Source organism: Sporosarcina sp. P18a (genome assembly GCF_002743135.1).
GTDB lineage: Bacteria > Bacillota > Bacilli > Bacillales_A > Planococcaceae > Sporosarcina.
Genome location: NZ_PDYQ01000004.1, coordinates 169,095 through 189,484, shown reverse-complemented (window position 1 = coordinate 189,484; position 20,390 = coordinate 169,095). Strand labels below are relative to the sequence as shown.

General features: G+C 39.2%; 14 protein-coding genes and 3 pseudogenes. 10 read left to right on the top strand and 7 right to left on the bottom strand.

Going from position 1 to position 20,390, the window contains the following annotated elements:
* Positions 1–72: 72 nt before the first annotated feature.
* On the bottom strand, positions 73–2,103 hold the full coding sequence (locus CSV75_RS12520; RefSeq protein WP_099676095.1) for a bifunctional diguanylate cyclase/phosphodiesterase: 2,031 nt from the start codon (positions 2,101–2,103) through the stop codon (positions 73–75).
* Between the two features lie 292 nt (positions 2,104–2,395).
* Here CSV75_RS12520 and CSV75_RS12515 point away from each other — a divergent pair, with 292 nt between their 5' ends.
* Together CSV75_RS12515 and CSV75_RS12510 are read left to right on the top strand one after the other, a co-directional pair.
* Positions 2,396–2,722, top strand: a complete 327-nt coding sequence (locus CSV75_RS12515) for a nucleoside triphosphate pyrophosphohydrolase (RefSeq protein ID WP_099676094.1) — start codon at positions 2,396–2,398, stop codon at positions 2,720–2,722.
* Entirely contained in the window at positions 2,715–5,132 is a 2,418-nt protein-coding gene (locus CSV75_RS12510; protein WP_099676093.1) for a DEAD/DEAH box helicase family protein, read from the top strand. The genes CSV75_RS12515 and CSV75_RS12510 overlap by 8 nt, the downstream gene beginning before the upstream one ends.
* Positions 5,133–5,342: 210 nt before the next feature.
* Here the strand turns inward: CSV75_RS12510 and CSV75_RS12505 are convergent.
* A pseudogene (locus tag CSV75_RS12505) lies at positions 5,343–6,085 on the bottom strand (DUF7225 domain-containing protein).
* A gap of 163 nt (positions 6,086–6,248) precedes the next feature.
* Between CSV75_RS12505 and CSV75_RS12500 the strand changes: the two are divergent.
* Positions 6,249–6,611 (top strand): hypothetical protein, encoded by a 363-nt coding sequence (locus CSV75_RS12500; protein ID WP_099676092.1) that lies wholly within the window; start codon positions 6,249–6,251, stop codon positions 6,609–6,611.
* A 289-nt stretch (positions 6,612–6,900) separates the two neighbouring features.
* Positions 6,901–7,878, top strand: coding sequence for a hypothetical protein (locus CSV75_RS12495; RefSeq protein ID WP_099676091.1), 978 nt, complete (start codon positions 6,901–6,903; stop codon positions 7,876–7,878).
* Positions 7,879–8,042: 164 nt separating this feature from the next.
* On the opposite strand, the gene CSV75_RS12490 is transcribed toward CSV75_RS12495, so the two are convergent.
* Entirely contained in the window at positions 8,043–9,521 is a 1,479-nt protein-coding gene (locus CSV75_RS12490) for a DNA cytosine methyltransferase (RefSeq protein ID WP_099676090.1), read from the bottom strand.
* A gap of 178 nt (positions 9,522–9,699) precedes the next feature.
* Between CSV75_RS12490 and CSV75_RS12485 the strand changes: the two genes are divergently transcribed.
* Together CSV75_RS12485 and CSV75_RS12480 are read left to right on the top strand one after the other, a co-directional pair.
* Positions 9,700–10,041, top strand: coding sequence for a helix-turn-helix domain-containing protein (locus tag CSV75_RS12485; protein WP_099676089.1), 342 nt, complete (start codon positions 9,700–9,702; stop codon positions 10,039–10,041).
* 1,476 nt (positions 10,042–11,517) lie between these two features.
* A pseudogene (locus CSV75_RS12480) lies at positions 11,518–11,930 on the top strand (isocitrate/isopropylmalate family dehydrogenase); the annotation flags it as partial.
* Positions 11,931–12,116: 186 nt separating this feature from the next.
* Here the strand turns inward: CSV75_RS12480 and CSV75_RS12475 are convergent.
* Both CSV75_RS12475 and CSV75_RS12470 read right to left on the bottom strand, forming a co-directional pair.
* On the bottom strand, positions 12,117–12,725 hold the full coding sequence (locus CSV75_RS12475) for a magnesium transporter CorA family protein (RefSeq protein ID WP_099676088.1): 609 nt from the start codon (positions 12,723–12,725) through the stop codon (positions 12,117–12,119).
* Between the two features lie 145 nt (positions 12,726–12,870).
* Positions 12,871–13,056, bottom strand: coding sequence for a hypothetical protein (locus CSV75_RS12470; protein WP_099676087.1), 186 nt, complete (start codon positions 13,054–13,056; stop codon positions 12,871–12,873).
* A 1,121-nt stretch (positions 13,057–14,177) separates the two neighbouring features.
* Here CSV75_RS12470 and CSV75_RS12455 point away from each other — a divergent pair.
* Together CSV75_RS12455 and CSV75_RS12450 are read left to right on the top strand one after the other, a co-directional pair.
* Positions 14,178–15,569, top strand: a complete 1,392-nt coding sequence (locus CSV75_RS12455; protein ID WP_099676085.1) for an MFS transporter — start codon at positions 14,178–14,180, stop codon at positions 15,567–15,569.
* Between the two features lie 18 nt (positions 15,570–15,587).
* Positions 15,588–16,769 carry an amidohydrolase gene (locus CSV75_RS12450; RefSeq protein WP_099676137.1) on the top strand — a complete coding sequence of 394 codons (1,182 nt, stop codon included), beginning with the start codon at positions 15,588–15,590 and terminating at the stop codon, positions 16,767–16,769.
* A 528-nt stretch (positions 16,770–17,297) separates the two neighbouring features.
* On the opposite strand, the gene tnpB is transcribed toward CSV75_RS12450, so the two are convergent.
* Complete coding sequence (gene tnpB, locus CSV75_RS12445; RefSeq protein WP_099676084.1) at positions 17,298–18,455, bottom strand: IS200/IS605 family element RNA-guided endonuclease TnpB; 1,158 nt, start codon at positions 18,453–18,455, stop codon at positions 17,298–17,300.
* Between the two features lie 173 nt (positions 18,456–18,628).
* Between tnpB and CSV75_RS12440 the strand changes: the two are divergent.
* Positions 18,629–19,389, top strand: a pseudogene (locus tag CSV75_RS12440) (isocitrate/isopropylmalate family dehydrogenase).
* A 166-nt stretch (positions 19,390–19,555) separates the two neighbouring features.
* Positions 19,556–19,939 carry a VOC family protein gene (locus CSV75_RS12435; protein WP_099636189.1) on the top strand — a complete coding sequence of 128 codons (384 nt, stop codon included), beginning with the start codon at positions 19,556–19,558 and terminating at the stop codon, positions 19,937–19,939.
* A gap of 193 nt (positions 19,940–20,132) precedes the next feature.
* Here the strand turns inward: CSV75_RS12435 and sda are convergent, their stop codons facing one another.
* Positions 20,133–20,249: a sporulation histidine kinase inhibitor Sda gene (gene sda / locus CSV75_RS12430; RefSeq protein ID WP_099632158.1), complete on the bottom strand. Its 117-nt coding sequence runs from the start codon at positions 20,247–20,249 to the stop codon at positions 20,133–20,135.
* Positions 20,250–20,390: the final 141 nt, after the last annotated feature.

The window sequence follows — 20,390 nt, the reverse complement described above, 5'->3', positions numbered from 1 at the left end:
ATAGAACTAGTATATCACACCAATTGACTATCAATCTATGGGTATATAAATAAATCTAGTAATGAGTTCGAGTTAAGGATGTACGAAACCTCGCGTATTTGACTCTGCTAGCCAGCTTTCGAGTTGTGGAACGGTCAAGGGTTTCGAGAAATAGTATCCTTGGAAAGTCAAATCAGACTTCAAACCAAGCAGAAATTCCACTTGCTCTACCTTCTCTACTCCTTCAACGACGATTGTCAGATCCATCGAGCATCCGATCGCTATGATGGCATTTAGCACTGCACTGTTCTTCGCTGGCGCGGGTACTCTGTCTGTAAAGGACTTATCGATTTTTAGCGTCGTAATCGGCATCTGCTGTAAAAAGGACAACGACGACACGCCAGTCCCGAAATCGTCAAGCGCGATTGAGAATCCATAGCGCCTGAATCGTTTCATAGCCGCAATAGCCTGGTTAGTGGACTTCGCCGTACTCGTTTCCGTTAGCTCCAGTTCAATACGACTTGGATCGAATCGATACGCAGTGGTTTCTTTCCATAACAGATCGAGTAAATGTGGTTCTGTCACGTATTCGCCTGGAATGTTAATGGCTACTTGCGGTACATGAATACTTTGCGAATCCCAGTTATGAATCTGTCTGCACACTTCGCGAATAACCCAGTCCGTCACTTCTCCCATTCGCCCTTCTTGCTCTAGGATCGGAATGAATGTCGTTGGGGGGATCGCGCCAAGTTTTGGATGCGTCCAACGAAGCAATGCTTCCACACCGACAAACTCATGGCTAGCCCCTTTTACTTTCGGTTGATAGACGAGATAGATATGTCTTTCATCCAACGCTTTGGAAATATCGCGCAAGACATCTTGCTCATACGACATTCCGTGGGTCACTGGATCGAACGTCACCAATCCCCACTCATGTGAAGCTGCCGCTTGTTCCACAACCATCAACGCTTCCTTATATAACGTCTTCACAGATTTGTTTTGATCAGCCTTAGCTAATCCACATGCATAGCGCATCTCTTGGTTTTTAATAGGTAATAGTTGATCCATATCGCGCTGCATGACTACCAAGTTTTTATAAAAATCTGCGGTGCGTCCCGTAGATTCCACACAAAATAGATAACGATTTCCGCTGACACGATACAACTGTGCATAGGAAGGTTTCCACTTCGCAAGCAACTCACCGATTTGCTGCAAGATTCTATCGCCTTCTGAGTACCCGTATAATTGATTGATACGCGGCAAATCAGGGAAATTCCAAATCGCGACATCTCCCGCTGCGACTTCATCGGTCAAACAACGTTCCCAATTCCGGCGATTCGGTAGTTTTGTCAAGACATCAAAATACTTCAGCCAATAATCGAGATAGCCGTCAATATAGGAGATCAATAACATGCCGAGAAGCAAAAGCCCAGAGCCAACACCGATCAAAATATTCATCACTTGCATATGCATAACAGACTCACTTACTGCTTGTCCTTCTTCTACATAATACGTAGTAGCGAGTATGCCTAGATAATGCATAGAAAGTGTCCCGACAGTCAGGAAAAACGTCGCCAGCACTTTTGATGCCGAAATACGTTCTAGATTGCTGATTTCTCGCAATGCCAGATAGGCAAGCAATCCAGCAATCACGTTCCCCGCTATAAGTAATTTCCAATCGTAGACGATTACAGCATCCACCTTCATCGCTTTCATGCCTACAAAGTGCATAGCGGTCGTACCTTGCGCAATCAACGCTGCCCCTACTGCATGACGCCAACAAGCTTTCATCGGGCTACATACAAGCTGGAACGCAAGTAATGCCGCAAAGAAAATGGGTAATATACAAACGAATGCCCACCCATAATGCACATGCATTTCAATCGGTAACAAGAGTGAATTCATCGCAAGAAAATGGGTCGCCCAAATCCCAAACGACAATGCCAGTGAAGCCAATAAAAGCCATACTTCCCGCTTAAAGAAACTAGGCTTTAGCATACGATCATATAATACGAGTGTGGTATAGGAAGCGAAAGCTATCACTAGAAATGATGCGAGTATCATTTTCGGTGAAAAGGAACCCATCAATTGTGTATAGTCTTGGTAGTCTGGTGTCGAAAACATCCGTCCCACCTCCTTACCCTAGTAGAAAGGGAAATTCATACTTTATCATGATTCTAAGTACTTACAGCTAACATTACATAAAACGAGTTGCTTACTACTTATTATTTACTATTCGACTATGCTAGTCAATCAATTTTGAATGTATTCTGGACATTTGGCAATTTAATCTACTAGTAATGAGATTGGAATACAATATTTTTATTAATCCAATGACAAACTCTATTGGGCTATCACTGCTACTGGTGGGGTATGGTAGAATAAAGCAAATTACAAAACTAGAGGAGAGATACTGATGCCCATCTATAATAAACTCGTCCGTGACCTCATCCCAGAGATCATCGAGGCCGACGGAAAAACTTGCGTGACCCGCATATTGAATGATTCACAATATATAGTAGAACTAAATAGCAAGATGCACGAAGAGTTGGCGGAGTACGAAGAAGCAAATACTGCGGAAGATGCCGTCGAAGAACTATCGGATTTACTAGAACTGATTCATGCAGCAGCTGCCTATCACGGTGTGACAGTAGATGAGCTAGAAACCGTACGCGCGGAAAAAGCGAACGCACGAGGTGGATTTAATGAAAGGATCTATCTGGTGGAAGTGGCGGATGACTAAACTGCGCCTACTGACGGAAAATTTGCTGGATGACTTGAAGCGGCTGACGGCGGAGGCGGATACGATTTACTGGGTGACAGCGTTCATGATGAAGTCCGGGGTGAACGAAGTACTTCCCGCTTTACGCGACGCCTCTATGCGTGGTGCTGATATCAAAATTCTGACCGGTGATTATTTATCGATTACACAACCGGATGCACTGCAATTATTAAGGGACGGACTTCCCACTGCCGAACTTCGCATGATTGAAAGCGGAGGTACTTCTTTTCATCCGAAAGCGTATCTATTCAAATCACAAAATTGCTCCACTGTCATTATAGGATCGTCTAACTTATCACGTTCCGCTTTAACGAAAGGAATCGAATGGAACCTCTACGCACCATCGACAGTAGATGAAGAAATCTTCGAAACGTCTGCGGATGAATTTATGAAGATGTTCTTATCTCCGAACACGGTACCGATCAACAGTGAACAAATAGAGTTGTATAGAACACGATACGAAGAAACGAATCGTAAACTACCATTTAGTTCAGTATGGGAACCTAAAACTGAAATCGAAATGACATTTGGTGCAACCGAACAAGAAGAAAGTAGCACCGTCGATCCAACAGCACCTTATCAATCATCTGTTTTGGATCCACGACCAGCACAACAACTGGCTCTCACTGCGCTCTATCAAACCGTTGAAGCCGGCTATGAAAAAGCACTTGTCGTCCTAGCGACAGGGCTCGGAAAAACGTATCTAGCCGCTTTCTTTGCAGAATCATATAAACGCGTACTATTCATCGCGCATCGTGAAGAACTACTCACTCAAGCGCAAGCTTCATTCGCACGCGTCTTCCCGAATCGTACAAGCGGAATCTTCAACAGCCAGCAAAAGGAAGCAGACACGGAATTTGTCTTCGCATCGATCCAGACACTCGCGAGACAATACCACTTGCACAAATTTTCTCCGACTGCGTTTGACTTAATCGTCGTGGACGAATTCCATCATGCGGCCGCTACGACATACGAACGAGTACTGGACTACTTCAAACCGGAATTCCTGCTCGGCCTAACCGCAACACCAGACCGACTCGATAATAAAGACGTCTACAGTCTATGCGAAGGCAACGAAGCGATCTCGATTCACTTCCTTGACGCTATCCGGCAAAACTGGCTCTCCCTTTTCGTCTACTACGGCGTACTGGACGAAACCGATTATAGCCAACTGAAGTGGCGCAATAACCGCTATGACGAAGAAGAACTATTACGCTTGCAAGCACGAGACAGTTATGCAGAAGCAGTACTCGATGCATGGAACGAACACAAAAAGATCCGCACGATCGGATTCTGTTCTTCCATTAAGCAAGCCATATACCTGAGCAACTATTTCACAAAAGCCGGCTACCACTCACTTGCCTTACACGGCAGCACGGATCGGCAGACACGCATCAATGCACGCAACTTGCTGGAAACAGGCCAACTCGACATCATCTTCACTGTCGATCTATTCAACGAAGGTGTCGATATCCCGAGTGTAGACACACTCTTATTCGCTCGTCCTACCGAATCATTGACTGTCTTCACCCAACAAATCGGACGCGGCTTGCGCCTGGCAAACGGCAAAACCCATTGCGTAATCATCGACTTAATCGGAAACTACCGCAACGCACGGAAAAAGTTCGAAGTCTTTAACGAGAACCAAGAATTACCTACAAAGATTAGCAGTGAAACATTTACCGAATCAGGCTATTTCGAGTTCCATTTCGAAACAGCTATAATTGACCTACTCGAAGCAATGAAACAAAATGAACCGATTCAACAGCGACTGATTAACGCCTATTTCGACTTAAAAGCAGAATTAGGACACCGCCCGACGTATCTCGAATATCACTTAAAAGCAAATGAAGATGCCAAAGCAATCCAGCAGAAATTCAAAACATATCCGATTCTGTTGGAGTATGCGGATGAACTGAGTGACTTGGAGAAAGAAGTACTCACGCAATATAGAGACCTACTCATTGATATCAATAAAACCCTAATGAATAAAAGCTATAAGATGATTCTACTGAAGTACATGCTGACAAGAGGAGCATCTAACTGGTATCAACCTGTGACACCGAATGAAGTCGCCCCCTTCTTCCATGCGTACTTGATGAAGAAGCCTTATCGCCGTGATACGGACCTATCGGATAAGGCAGGTCAGTTACTTCGGGAATACGATGAAGGTAAAGCGGCGAAGTTGATTGCTAGTATGCCGATGACGAAGTGGAGTGGATCTTCGAAAGAGTTGTTTGTGTTTGAGGGGGATGTATTTGGTACGCAGATAGAAATTGAGGAGCAGCATGAGGATGTTTTGTTTGTCTGGGTACGGGAGATTTGTGAGTATCGGTTGCATTGGTATTTTGAGAGGAAGAGTTCTGTTTAACACACAAAAAAGTTGTGGCTATTGCGCAACTTTTTTGTGTGAGTCGGATATATGCTACAACTCTTTAACTACTTACGCAAAGAGTTGTATTTGTAATGTTTAAGTTTCTAAATAAGAATCTTTTTTCAATCTCCACACTTAAGAAATTAGAGTGACAGCGATGCTAAATAGTATTCTTTTTATTTATCCAAATTACACCATACGCCACTACTAAATTGTACTTACTAACGAGCTACAGTTTTTTCCCGAATTCAACTTTTTCAATTGTCCTAAATCCACTTCATACGTATTTTTATAAGTCCGCGCAATTTCTTCAACAGGTGTTTTCGATCCATAGTACAGAATGTGGAAATCGTCATTGCGGTAGTGGACAACGAACACGTCATCGAACTTCTCAAATGTGTTCTTATTAAATACTATAAAACCATTACTCTGTTGCGCAGTCGTTTTAACACTAATCATACGTCCTTGGCTCACTACGTCGAAACCATGCTGGTTCGTCTCGCGAGCGAGATGTCCGTTTGTCATAATGGCACAATACAATTCTCCAATCCTTCCAATTAGATGGCGTAACTCTGTTGGTTGGCATGACAAAACATGTAACTCAAAACGCAGCACTCGAATATATTCTTCATACAGATGTTTAATCTGATCGGCACTAATAGTATCGTTGTCCTGCATTTCTGATGGATAAATGGTTTTCACCCATCACGCCATTCCCCAATAACTACTTCATCTTGTGTACTTTTCGCCTTATGAAAAATCAGCCCTGTGTATTTAATATTTTCTCCCAGATACTTATATGTACTCTTTGTAAGATACTCGAATAGATGTTTAGTAAATGTAATACCATTATTAAAGCGGTTATAGCAAAAGTCTGATGGAATCACGCTTCCCGGTTTTGTACCATGCAATAATTGAAGTTGATGTCTCAAATCACTTGCGGTAATGATCTCTCTCTTCCTTCAAGCATCAATTTTATTTGATCATAATTTTTCAATTAATTCCCTACTGATTTAAATTTTTTCAGCTTAAAAATTATTAGGGATTCAGAACTTCGATAAAGGGTTTTGTATATTTATGTCGAATACACTACTTTATAAGGAGGTATGTTAGATGGGTAATTGGAATTACTGGAAATATAGAAATTATAACGACACTCGAGGTTTCTTAAAGTATTTAAAGGAAAATGAAAGAAATTTTAAATTGGATGGTAAAGAATTCGTGACAACTATATTTAATCCAATAGATGATGATATTATGATTTTAATCTTAGGTGATAACATAGATGGTAGTAAAGAAGGCTTAACATTCCTATACCTATACTTATCTATAAATGGAGAAGTAGAGCACGGTCTTGAAACACTAGCTTTTAATAACTCAAAAGAGGCTAAGGGGTTCATCGAGAATTTATCATCAATGTCTGCGCTTGATTTTATGTTTACATCACTTGGCGTTAGACCAGGATACTTTCTTTAGATTTAAATTAAATTCATCAAGTAGTTCTTAAACTCTAATTCAACCGAGTATATAGTCACGAATTGTTGTTCTTAAATTTCGTAAATAATTTTTTAATGCTGTCTAAATTGAATTCCACATAATATATATAAAACTCTCAGAATTTACAAGTTCATCTCATCTTTTGGTCTTTAAAATCAATGTTTTATATAAATCAATCTGTATTTCACATGAATTGTAAATTAGGTTTACAATAAAATAAATAATAGGTATTATTGGCTTATTACATGTATATTATAGGAGGTTTAATATGTTATCTGAATCACTCAGGGAAACTTTGGAATTACAAAAACTAGCTGGTATTGCTGGAAGAAATGCGGGACATAAATTTGAAGAAACAATCACTAAAATGATTAATTCGATTGATATTAATGTTGTTATGGATTTACCTACAATTAATCAGAATGTTGTAATTGGTAACCCAGCAATAAACCTAATGAAATATATAATACAAAAAGAAAACATTACTGATATAATTAGCTTTAAAGCTTGGTGGGTTGGAGGACTAGCGACTTCCGGTGCAGGTGATGTTTTATATGACGAATCAGAAAATATTATAACTAAATGCAAGTCTGACGTGGTTATTAAATTCGAAACTTCGACAGGGATAATCAGTAGGGGAATTTCCGTCAAAACTTGTAACTCTAAAAAACCGGGAAATGCTCAACTCTACTTCACTACAGCTTCTTCATTCTCAAGAATACTACGTGAGAATGAAATTAGCGTTAGTGAGCAAGCCGAAGTAGGATTAAAAATGTTTTGCGGTGACAACGGATTTAGACCTATTGACCTTTTAGAAAATTTGGATAGCAGGCTTTCAGATCCGACGCGATTTTTCTGGGAGGAAATTCCTAAAGAAAGCTTAGAGGATCTAGAGAATCTATTTCATCAATACCAAGATGAAATAACACGAATTTTATTACAAAAAGCTTATCTCAATGATCCTTATCCACCAAATTTCGTCTTACATCAAACATGTAAATATGATGATATAAATAACTGTGAAATAGCTCTATTTACAATGGATGAGTTAATTAATTATTCTAGAGATTTCAAAGGATTTCATATAAAACCTTATAAAATTAGAAAAGGTAGCTTTAAAAATGATCCTCATTCTCACGATGCACCAAGGTTTGGTTTTGTTCAATTTCAAAGAGCCGGAAATAAGCAACATCCAACACAATTACAATTTAATCTACAAGCTGGATATTTTAGAAAGTGTAACTAAGACCTTTGTAGTTTTCCTTCCAAACCGATGTCAAATGTTGTATTTAAAATTGTAATATTTTATTTCACTACACATGATTTACAATTCTCGGTAAGACTTATTGAATAATTACTTAAACATTTCTTTTTCAATCTAGGAGTTAATATAACCGAAAAGGTAGGTTCTTAGCCCCCTACCTTTTTCACTTTCTCTTTTAGAATATTAACAACTATATAGTCAGCTAATTTATACGCAAGCAATGGCGGAACTGCATTTCCAATCATACTTCTAATTTCTCCCCAAGATCCAAAAAATGCAAAGTCGTCAGGGAATGACTGGCACCGCGCCGCTTCTCTTACAGTAAAAGATCTAGTCTTTTCAGGGTGTACATTTCTACTGCCGGAAATCATACTAAAGTTTGTTCCTATAGTAGAACATGGTTCATCCCAAAAAATCCTCTTATAAGTAGTATTATAACCACTCTTTGGCCTCTTAGTAATATCTTCATTCTCATGAGCACTCTTGCCTTCAGGGGTTACCTTCAACCATTCCACTACGTGATCTGGATGAGTTATCGACCAATGTAAAGGATCATCTCTATCTATTTCTCCCATTTCTATTCCCTTTAAATCTCCTACGGCATCCCTGAAAGAGACGTGTTTTTCTAATTGAGCCGTAAACAAGTTTTTTTCTTCTTCTCTACCATTCGTTTTATGTGGCATTCCAGGACTGCTAACTCCTAGTTTTTTATTTACTGCTATTAGTATCACTCTTTCACGAGATTGCGCAACGCCAAAATCTTTAGCATTTAATTCTGCAACTTCGGATGAATATCCAATTTCCTCCAATTGAAGTAGTAATTGATCAATAAATAGTTCCCCTGATTTTGTTTTAAGTGAGGTCATAACTCTTACATTTTCAAATACTAAAACATCTGGCTGAATTATTTTAGCAATTTCTAAATAATTTTCAAACAAAATATTCCTTTCATCTTCTGGATCTCTTTTTCCAGCAAGACTAAAACCTTGGCATGGTGGCCCACCGTATAAAATATTTATATGTCCGAATCTTTCTTTCCAATCAACGATATCGTCTGACTTTAATTCAGTAATATCTGTTCCTAAACAAATGCTATCAGGAAAGTTAGCGCTATAAACCGCTCTAGCTGCTGGATTAATTTCTACATGCCCTAAGATATTCACACCGGCAGCCTTGAAACCTAGGGAAAACCCACCACATCCAGAAAATAATGCAATAGCATTGAGTTTAGCTGCTTCTTCATTACTTTTAAATCTTCTACTTTTATTCAGTTCACCAAGCGTTTTTACATATTTTTCATTTTCTTCATGGGAATAATCATGTTTTATATTTTTCAATTGCTCATAATATTCTTCAGGTGTTTTAATTACTGCCTTATTATTACGTTTATATACTGTATTAATAAACTTCTTTTCATTGAGTCTAATCTTTCCATTCTTAACGCTATCTTCCAAGTCTTCTATCGTTTTCATAAGCAAATTGTATTCATCATCACTCGGTAGCCTTTTTCCAAGTTCCCATTGAGAAAGTAACGATTGAACAATTCCAGCTTCTTTTGCCAACTTTGCTTGACTTAGGTTTATTTTCTTCCTCGATTTTCTGATTTGAGTTCCTATATTCTCCATAGTTATCTCCTTTATGTGAAAACATTGTGTGATTTTTTCTTCAAAACCACTATATTAAATACTATAATATAGCAACATTACGTTTCTGTCAACAGCAAATGAAACAAATTGTTTCTATGAATATATCGCAACATCTTGTTACTATATAATAAATAGGAGATTTGGAAGGAGATGCTTTATGAGTTTTCAGCTCAGATTAAAAATGCTAAGATTAAATAAAGGTTTAACACAAGAAGATATGGCAGCAATGTTAGGTATAACAAGGCAAGCATATGGTTATTATGAAAGCACAAATAATCAAAGGGAAACCGACCACAAAACCACGAGAAAGTTGGCGAATTTTTTCAATGTTTCAATTGATTACCTTCTCGAAAACACCAACAATCCTTCTGATTCAAAAATTGTAAATAGCACACATTGTCCTGATTTAAATACCTGGATTTCAGATTTGTATAATCATAATGAAAAAGATCTTATTAAACTGAAAAAAATATGGGATATTATTAAAGATAACAATTAATTTATAATACGTCTAATTAATATATACATATTTCAACAAGCCGAATTTAAATTCTCCTTATATCATTACACACACTTATATTCACTTCAAACATCAGTAAGTAATATGATTTTTATTAATAGTTATTATTGTCCATAGTTCAGCATATTTGTGATACATCTTACATACGACGAATTAGGCTTTACTTTCAATTATCTATTGAAATACCTGATAAGAATATTGTACAGCGAAAATTCACTTAAATGCTTCACGAAATCCTGTCTGATTCACTCTTCTATCTCCATTTTTTTCACAACAGGAATACTCTCATCCTTTAATGTGGTTAACGTACATGGAATATACAATAATCTCATTTTTATCTATACAAGATTTTGCTTCATTACAACCTTTTCGGTAAATAGCGTATAATTAACTTACTATCTTTCCATTTGCGTAATCACATGTTGTCTCTCTTGATTTAACTCTGCTTCGCATTCTTTAATATTTCTATAAGCTGAAGATTATAACGGTCAGTATTTAGCCATGATATTAAGATTCCATTTCTTCATGATTTCACATGTTATATCCCTCTCTGCAATAAAATAGCTTCTAATATTTAGTCTAGCATAACTCCCACTATGAACATTATATGGCTCTCCCATTCAAAATTCCTTTTCTTAAATTGTAATTAGTGATAACTTGTTCATAATTAATATCATGTGTTTTTTTAGGATTCGGTAATATATTTAAGCTAACAATCCTTTCCTATCTTCTACTGCCAAATACATACTTTTTTCTCTAACAAGAACACGAAAACTAATCTAACAAGCTTTCATTACGTAAATATTAAAGAAAGCATTAGATCCCACATAACTTGGGAATCATCCTCAATCATTTATAATATTGATACTATCTCCCTGTGGCACTTCAAATTCTTAGCGCTCTTCAATAAATCATCTATTCAATTCTGCTTTTTCAGCGTGAACACCAATTGCATTTGTTATTCATCCGAAGATGTGATCATGTGTTGCGAAAAGAGTTGTTCCAAATTCACCTAAAGATTGGTAGTGAATTGTACTTTTCAAATAACTCCCACTCATTAGGATGTTTTCAGGTTTACTCGTATAGAATGAAATTTTACAAACAGTAAGAAGTTGTACCTGATGAATATACAAATTAGGAACCCTCATCATTGGCTCACTAATTTTTCTGAGGCACTTATCTTATAACTTGAAGACAACAACATCTTTTTTTATGATGTTATTGAAATGACCAAATTTATTACAGATTTTGAAACAACCTAGTCGTAAAGGTATTTCACTCGTAACATCTATGTATATTTGCATACTATCACCCCGAATGTGCAAACACTCACTTTGATGATAACCTTGAAACAGAATCAACACTACACAGAAAATATTGACCAAATAAAACCATTCAAATAGACGGTATCGGCTCAGAAGTAATCGATTAAGGCGTCAAAGTCATGAAGCGAGTGACGGAATGGAACAACTGACGAAGTTTGATGCAATCTATTTAGGCCCAATGGGGTTTCCCTGAAGTGCCTGACCATATTTCATTGTGGGATTTACTGTTAATCATTCGAGAGCAGTTTGATCAATATGTCAATATCCGACCGATTCAGTTGTTGAACGGTGCGCCGTGTCCTATTGAGAATGAGACAAAAGAAACGATTGATATGTTATTATATTAGGGAAAATAGCGAAGGTAAATATGCGGGAGCCGGTGATTGGCTGTTTAAGGGCAAGCCGGAGGAAGTGGTGTTGCAGACAGGTGTGTTCTCTCGTAAAGGAACGGTGCGGATTATTCGCTATGCATTTGAGACAGCTTCAGACCTTAGGAAGACGTTGACTAGTATTGGTAAAGCCAATGCATTGACACTGGATTTAGGTGGTACAGCTTCAACTATTGAGGTTGGAGATGCAACTGTGGATTTAATTGAATCCACGTATGTATAACGACAAAATACAAATAATTGATTTACCTAAATATCAAATGATTAAAAGTGCTGTTCCGTTCTAGGATAGCACTTTTCCCTTTTGGATCGGCAGATTACTAGCTTGTTTCCTAGCAAATTAAAAGTTCTTATCCTTCGAGCTTTTCAATACGTTTCCGATCCATTTTTTCTTTCTTAAGTAGTAATATAAACCCCGCGTAGAAAGAACAATGACGAGGATCGCTCCCAAATAGCCGTATTTCCAATTGAGTTCCGGCATGAATTTGAAGTTCATTCCCCATAAGGCACCCCAAGCCGCTACTGGCGTAAAAAGCATCGTGATGACAGTCAACGTTTTGACGATTTCATTGCCTCGATAGGAGGAGATAATAGATTCAAGATCGATCAGTTGCCCTATTTCTTCGTTGTATTCTTGGATCGTCTGGCAGCATCGTCGGATACGCCGACAGGTTCGTTTGTAGAAATCCCCTTCCAAGATGTTGTCCCCGAATGCCTCCACTGTAGCTTCCTGAATTTCCATGAACTGAATGATGTTTTTTTTCCAAACTAGAATTTCATACCGGTTATCCATAATCTGTTCAAAGACTGGCTCATCATTCTTTGCTTTGACGCTCCACAGTAAATCATGCATCCGGTCTTCAAAGCCATCAATTTCTTGTAGGAACACGCTCGTAATTTCTCCGATGAGAACCATGAATCCTTCAATTGCATTCTCTGCTTTGTCCATGTATTTTAAGTACTTCCTGTTCAGCAGCCCCCGTAAAAAACGTCGGATCAATGCCGGATGTCAGAAGGGTATCTCTTGTAAGATAATAATGAAGGATGGTCTTTTCGCTGCGAATTTCAACGTTCTGGGAATAGACAAAGGAGCCTCACATCGATTCCTTTCCATCTTCACTTCCGTCCATTTCCAGATTACTATTTTGATGTTCAGCCAACGACATGGCCCAGCGCTTACTAGAAGATGGAATATTTGGGAACTCGTTAATCTCCTGTTGAGTGGCTGCATCAATACGGACCCATGTCCAATTGTTATATGCAAGTACAGGTTCCATCATCGGACTCCCCCCTTTTCTTTCTAACTTTCCTTGTTGTGAAACAAATTAAACATTTGAGAACTGGTTCCAGGTCCGACACTTTCAATATGTAATGATAATTTTTTATATAAAAAGGCACTATTCTAATTAGGAACAGTGCCTTTCTCTTTTAAATTAACGTTTTAGATGAGTTTTTAAATTGTACTTCCCAACCTATTGTAGCCTCTTCCCGAATTCAACTTTTCAATTGCCCTACATCCACTTCATACGTATTTTTATAAGTTCGCGAAATTTCTACAACAGGTGTTTTCGATCCACAGTACAGAATGTGGAAATTATCATCGCGGTAGTGGACAACGAACTCGTCATCGAACTTCTCAAATGTGTTCTTATTAAACACTATACAACCATTACTCTGTTGCGCAGTCGTTTAAACACTAATCATACGTCCTTGGCTCACTACGTCGAAACCATATTGGTTCGTCTCGCGGGCGAGATGTCCGTCTGTCATCATGGCGCAATACAATTCTCCAATCCTTCCAATTAGATGGCGTAATTCAGATTTTTTAAAAGTACGCATTATGAAATTGATTCAAATAAAAAATTAATAGCTACCAGTTACTGATGCCAGAATTTATTAGACCTACACAAGGAAATGTTTCTACAGTGTGTACTCCTATTCAAATAGTAAAACAATCCTATGGCAGACAGATGAAGGTAACTAGGTTCAGACGGAGGACAATTGATGACTATGAAAGGCATAGGAGTCATTACCAAAAGGTTACTGCTGCAAAGTATCTAGATGATATTACGACTATCACTATTTACGATTGGTTAGAGTCGATGGATGGATACAAATTAAGTTCTGGAGGTCTAGTAATATCAAAGTTGATAAAAACGTGGAGAAAGGTTCTACAGTTGAACGTATAAATCTATTATTACCGTTTATAGATTTAAACTATTTTATTTTGATTTGTCTAGGTTTATTGGTGATAGGTTAGTTCGGGGATAATTGTTAATACTCTGAGTATATCCCAGAAATGATTGCACGGTAAAATTTCCCTCCACCGATTTCGTATAAAAGGTCGCTTTTGTTGGATACTTATGACTGATTACAATTTTGGTTGTGAGGGAGGTTTACAATGGACGCGACAACATACAAAGGTACCAATAAGATGCTTACTGGTATTGTCTTTAGTGTCATTACATTTTGGCTTTTCGCACAAGCTATGGTTAACGTTGTTCCAGCAGTGCAATCCGATTTGGGTGTTTCGGCGGGAACTTTGAACATCGCCATTAGTTTAACCGCCTTATTTTCAGGTATTTTCATTGTAGCAGCGGGCGGCCTTGCTGACCAGATCGGTCGTAAAAAAATGACATTTATCGGTTTAGTGTTAAGCATCATCGGTTCTTTATGTTTAGTTTTTGCAACTGGTGCATTTTTACTCATCGTCGGTCGAATTATCCAGGGTCTTTCAGCAGCTAGTATTATGCCGGCAACCATTGCTTTAGTCAAAGCATATTTCGAAGGTGCAGAACGGCAACGTGCACTGAGTTATTGGTCCATTGGTTCTTGGGGCGGATCGGGTGTCTGTTCATTTGCGGGTGGCGCAATTGCAACCTATTTGGGGTGGAAGTGGATTTTCATCTTTTCGATTATTTTTGCGCTACTTGCCATGTTGTTAATCAAAGATGTTCCTGAAAGTAAAGGTGAGAAATCAAAAACGAAGTTTGATGTCAGTGGTTTGATCGTTTTTATCATTACTATGGTGGCGTTAAATATTTTCATCACACAGGGCGCTGATCTTGGGTGGACGAGTTTGCTCACTTTGACGCTTCTTGTAGTGGCCATCGCCGGGATCATCCTGTTCATTAAAATAGAAAAAGGAAAAGCCGGCGCATTGATTGAATTTGATTTATTCAAAAATAGGGCGTATACAGGAGCTACCGTTTCAAACTTCTTCCTGAATGCGGTCGCGGGAACACTTGTCGTTGCAAATACGTATGTCCAAGTCGGGAGAGGTTTCACAGCTTTCCAATCGGGTATATTATCACTTGGTTATTTAGTTGCTGTTCTTGGGATGATTCGCGTAGGTGAGAAAATTTTGCAAAAAATAGGAGCAAAGAAACCGATGGTATGGGGAACGGTATTAACGATAATTGGTGTCGGTATCATGGGACTCACTTTCTTACCCGGGATCTTCTATACAATTGTCGTATTTCTCGGTTTTGCTTTGTTCGGCGTCGGATTGGGGATGTATGCGACGCCATCTACGGATACAGCTGTTACGAATGCGCCGGATGATAAAATTGGTGCAGCTTCAGGAATATATAAAATGGCAAGTTCCCTTGGAGGTGCATTTGGCGTGGCCATTTCCGCAACTGCCTACGCTACAATATCCGCAGTGAGCAATGTCTCGTTAGGGGCATCTGCGGGGATTGTTGTAAATGTTATTTTCGCTGTCGTTGCATTACTCTCCATAATTTTTCTTATCCCGAATAAAACAGGAACAAAAGAAGAAGCGAACCAGTAAACGAAGGGGCGATTTATGATGAAAAATCAGCTAATGAAAATGCTTGGGGAAAGAAAAGAAGAAATGATTCAAATCCGACGTTATTTGCATGAAAACCCGGAGTTATCCTTTAAAGAGGACAAGACAGCGCAATATATTATCGATTTTTACAAAGGGAAAGACGTTGAAATTCAAACGAATGTTGGGAATGGCTACGGAATCATCGTTACGATCAAAGGTGGAAAGCCCGGTAAAACAATTGGTCTTCGTGCGGACTTTGACGCACTGCCCATCCATGAGGAAACGGATGTACCGTTCAAATCGAAAAATGAAGGCGTTATGCATGCTTGCGGACATGATGGACATACAGCGTATTTACTCATTCTTGCGGATTGCTTGATTCAACTAAAATCAGAATTATCGGGGACATATAAAGTAATTCATCAGCATGCGGAGGAAGTACCGCCTGGTGGAGCAAAAAGTATTGTTGAATCCGGACTTCTTGATGATCTGGATGCGGTATATGGTATTCATCTTTTTCCAACAAATCCTGCTGGCGATGTGGGTTATCGTAGCGGCTATGCAATGGCAGGCCGAACCTATTTCAAATTAACGATACAAGGTGTCGGTGGTCATGGGTCGTCTCCGCATTTAGCGAATGATGCTATTATAGCGGGTGCGTATTTCGTGACGGCCGTTCAAACGGTGGTCAGCCGTCGATTGAACCCGTTTGACATGGGCGTGATTACAATTGGATCATTCGATGGTAAAGGTCAATTTAACGTCATCAAAGATTCTATTGAGATTGAGGGTGATGTGCGCTATATGACTTCTGAGATACAGGAATTGATCGACAAGGAAGTCCATCGTATTGTAAAGGGCATTGAAGCGGAATTCGGCGTTACATGCGAACTGGAGTATGTTCCGGATTATCCTCCACTTTACAACAATCCTGAAATTACAGCCGGTGTTGTTAGGGCGATTGAAAGTTCGAGTGAACCGGAAATCAAAAAGATTGTTGAATTTCCACCATTTTCAGGCTCAGAGGATTTTGCGTACTACGCGGCAAAATTCCCGGCTTGCTTTTTCTTTATTGGCAGCAAGCCGAAAGGCGTGGAAAAGGCTTATTTCAACCACCATCCGAAATGGGATATTGATGAAGATGCCTTACTCGTTGCGGCAAAAGCAGTTGCGGAAGTTATTTGTAGTAATGGGAAATAGGGCGGTACCAGAAGACTAGCGGGGTGTGGCTAGTCTTTTTTTGATAAGTGCTTAAATAGAGTGTAACTTAACGAATACCCAAGCACTCCATCTGATTATGTCTATGAAAATGTTCGAAATGCCTAGGTAGTCTTGAAATTCTTCAATTTTATGAACGATTTCTTTGTTATTATAGCAGTCTAATGAAATACACATAAACAGAGTTATTACAGACAATCCTCTACTACCTATATCTGTCCCCTGTTCATTCATGTTAATTAGTTTCTCAATATACATATAGAGAGTTTATTCAAATAAAATATACATGTTCAATTACTTCTTAAATAACATGAAAACTACATACGAAAAAGAAGCTGCGGTATATGTTGAACGGCAACTTCTTTTTATGAGATTATTCTTGCGGAGATTATACATTCACTTTTGAAGATGATACGCTATCTACAGACTACATCCTTGAACTACTCCCACTTTCACTGCGTTTAGAAGAAGGAGATTCCTAAGAACACCAGCGTAACCACTAGTTATGGATTAGGCGATCCCCGCAGTCCCTGCGGTTCGAAGTCTTATGGCTTCGTTTTTAAGGTTTATACTCGCGTTCAGATCCCGGTCATGATGGCATCCACAATTCGGACAGTCCCATTCACGCAAGGCAAGATGCTTCACGTCTTGATTTCTAGCCCCACATCCCGAACAAAGCTGGCTGGAAGGAAATGTTTTTCCAACGACTACCACGTGTTTGCCATACCATTTCGCCTTATATTCAAGCATGGAACGAAACTGTGACCAGCTCACTTCGCTGATTGCTTTCGCCAATTGGGGATTTTTCAGCAGATTCGCTACTTGCAAATCCTCGATTCCGATGACATCGTGGTTTTTGATGATTTCGGTTGATCGTTTATGCAAGTAATCTGTTCTTTTATTGGCGATAGTTTCTTGGATGCGTGCGACTACGATACGTTGTTTCTGATAATTTTTCGCTTCGCTCAACAGACACTTTCTTTTACGAGCCGATTCCTTCCGTCTTGAAAGAATCCGCTCTGCTTTCGCTAATTTTTTCTGCATCGAGCGAAAGAACTTTAGGTTTTCGTATACCGTTCCGTCTGACAAGACAGCGAAATCCTTCAATCCGACATCCATCCCTATGGAAAAGTTGGTCTTAGGCAGTTCGGACACTGTCGTTTCCACTAGGACGGATACAAAATACTTGCCTGTGGCAGTACGTCGGATGGTCGCATTCATAATTCGTCCATCTACTTCTCGACTTTTGGCGAGCTTTACCCAACCGATCTTTGGGAGTTTAATGGCATGGCCGACAATGGCAATATTGCCGTTCGTTTGTCTGGTTATATACGATTGAACAGGATGAATTTTCGATTTTAAGCGTGGTTTAGCATTTTGTTTGTTGAAAAATCTTTCAAAAGCGACCGCTAGATTTTTCAAGGAAGACTGAAGAGAAATACTATCGACTTCTTTCAGCCAAATCGTATCTTCTTTCTTTTTTAATTGCGTTAATTCAACAGAACAGATGCCATAAGAAAGCCCTTTGCCGGTTTCCTTAAAGGTGTGTTGCCACTTGGACAAGAAGTGATTAAAGACAAACCGGCTGCAGCCAATGGTTTTGGCGATCAACACCTGCTGTTCTTTCGTTGGATAGATTCGGAACCGAAACGCTTTGTGAATCAACATGAAGTGCACCTCCATCACTAGGGAACGTATGTTCCCATTATAGCAGACTGATACACTTTTTGGCTAGCGCCAACCGACATGCATCTCCCGCTTACTCATTGGGCCGTGCCCGATTCATTCCTTGAAGCGGGAGTCTTCTGTCGGAAATAAGATAAATAGAAAAGAGTGACCAAATGCACCCATACAAAATAGCCGTAATAGCCGGGAACGGCATCGGACCAGAAGTAATTGATGAAGGTATCAAAGTAATAAAACGCGTCGCTGAACTAGGTGGACGGCTTTCCTTTGAATTCCCCTACTTCCCATGGGGTTGTGAGTACTATTCCCCTGCATGGAAAGATGATACCAAGGAACGGAGCGGATCATTCGCTATGCATTGGGAACGGCTTCAGATCTTGGGAAGTCGTTGACTAGTATTAATAAAGCCAATGCGTTAAATTATTCGATGGTCTTCTGGGATCAAGTGTTTGAAGAAGTGAGTCAAGAGTCTCCACATGTGGAAACCGCTAGCTATTTGGTCGATGCGGCTGCGATGTTGATGATTAAAGATCCCGCAAGATTCGAAGTCATTGTTACGTCTAATCTATTTGGCGATATTTTGACGGATCTCGGCGCAGCACTAGCTGGTGGAATGGGACTGGCAGCGGGGACGAATATTAATCCCGAAAAGACTTACCCATCTATGTTCGAACCGATTCACGGATCAGCACCTGATATAGCAGGTCAACATATTGCCAATCCTTTAGCTGCGATTTGGTCAGCTAGTCAAATGTTTGACTTCTTCGGATTCGAAGACCTTGGAAAGCTGTTGTTGGATTCAATCGAAGAGTTATTAGTCACACAAGCTGCATGCACTCCTGATTTAGGTGGTACTTCTTCTACTATTGAAGTCGAGGATGCCATTGTGGAATTAATTGAATCAAAATATGTGTAACGCTGAAATACTTCTCGAAAAACCTATATTTAGTTAAGTGCTACAAAAGTGGACATACTAGGCATGGAAACATGTTGTGGTATATGATATTCAACAAACGAGCACTTAGCTTGTATTCGTTTCCACTCGTATATACTACATACAAAAGTAAAAAGGAGCGAAACCCATGATTAATAAAATAGGTCAAATTATGTTATATGTACACAATCAAGACGAGGCAGTGGATTTTTGGACGAAAAAGGTTGGATTTACTGTCATTTCAGATGAGGATAACGGTCAAGGAATGAGATGGATTGAAATAGCTCCAACTAAAGAAGCGGAAACCAGTATAGTTCTTCACAACAAGGAAATGATTGCCGAAATGCAGCCAGAATTGAATCTTGGCACCCCTTCTTTACTGTTTTTCTCAGAAGATCTTGAAACGTTACATAGTACCTTGTCAAATGAAGATATTACGGTGGGAGAAATAGTCGATATGCCTTCGGGGAGGGTATTTAACTTTGCCGATAGCGAACAAAATTATTTTGCGGTTATGGAGAAGAGTAAATAACCAATAGAAGTGCGTTAGGTTAACATACTATATGTTACATTCGCTTCAATTCGTTTACATGGGAACCGCTTGCGATTGTCGGATCAGTTCAGAAGCTAAAATATAGTTGGTTGGAACACGTCCGAATGCAGTTAGAATTCATTCTGATTCAACAAACTGGAAATTTCATTAGACAAAAATAACGCCATGGCATCTATATACCACGGCGTTTCATTTCTTCTTCAAGCAGTTCAATAAATTCTGGTTCTACCTGTACTTCCCCTGTGCGCTCATAGACCTCAAGCAATGCTGCGTTTGATAAGTTTAGCATAAGACCCCTACTTTCTTGTATATGAACTTTGTTTGTTTACGATACCCCTAAATCAAGCATTTAAACCTTTACGTACATAATCGTATCAGTTTTTTCACTCATTTTGTTGCTCGGCGCACGTCCAGCTACAGAGCAGAACAA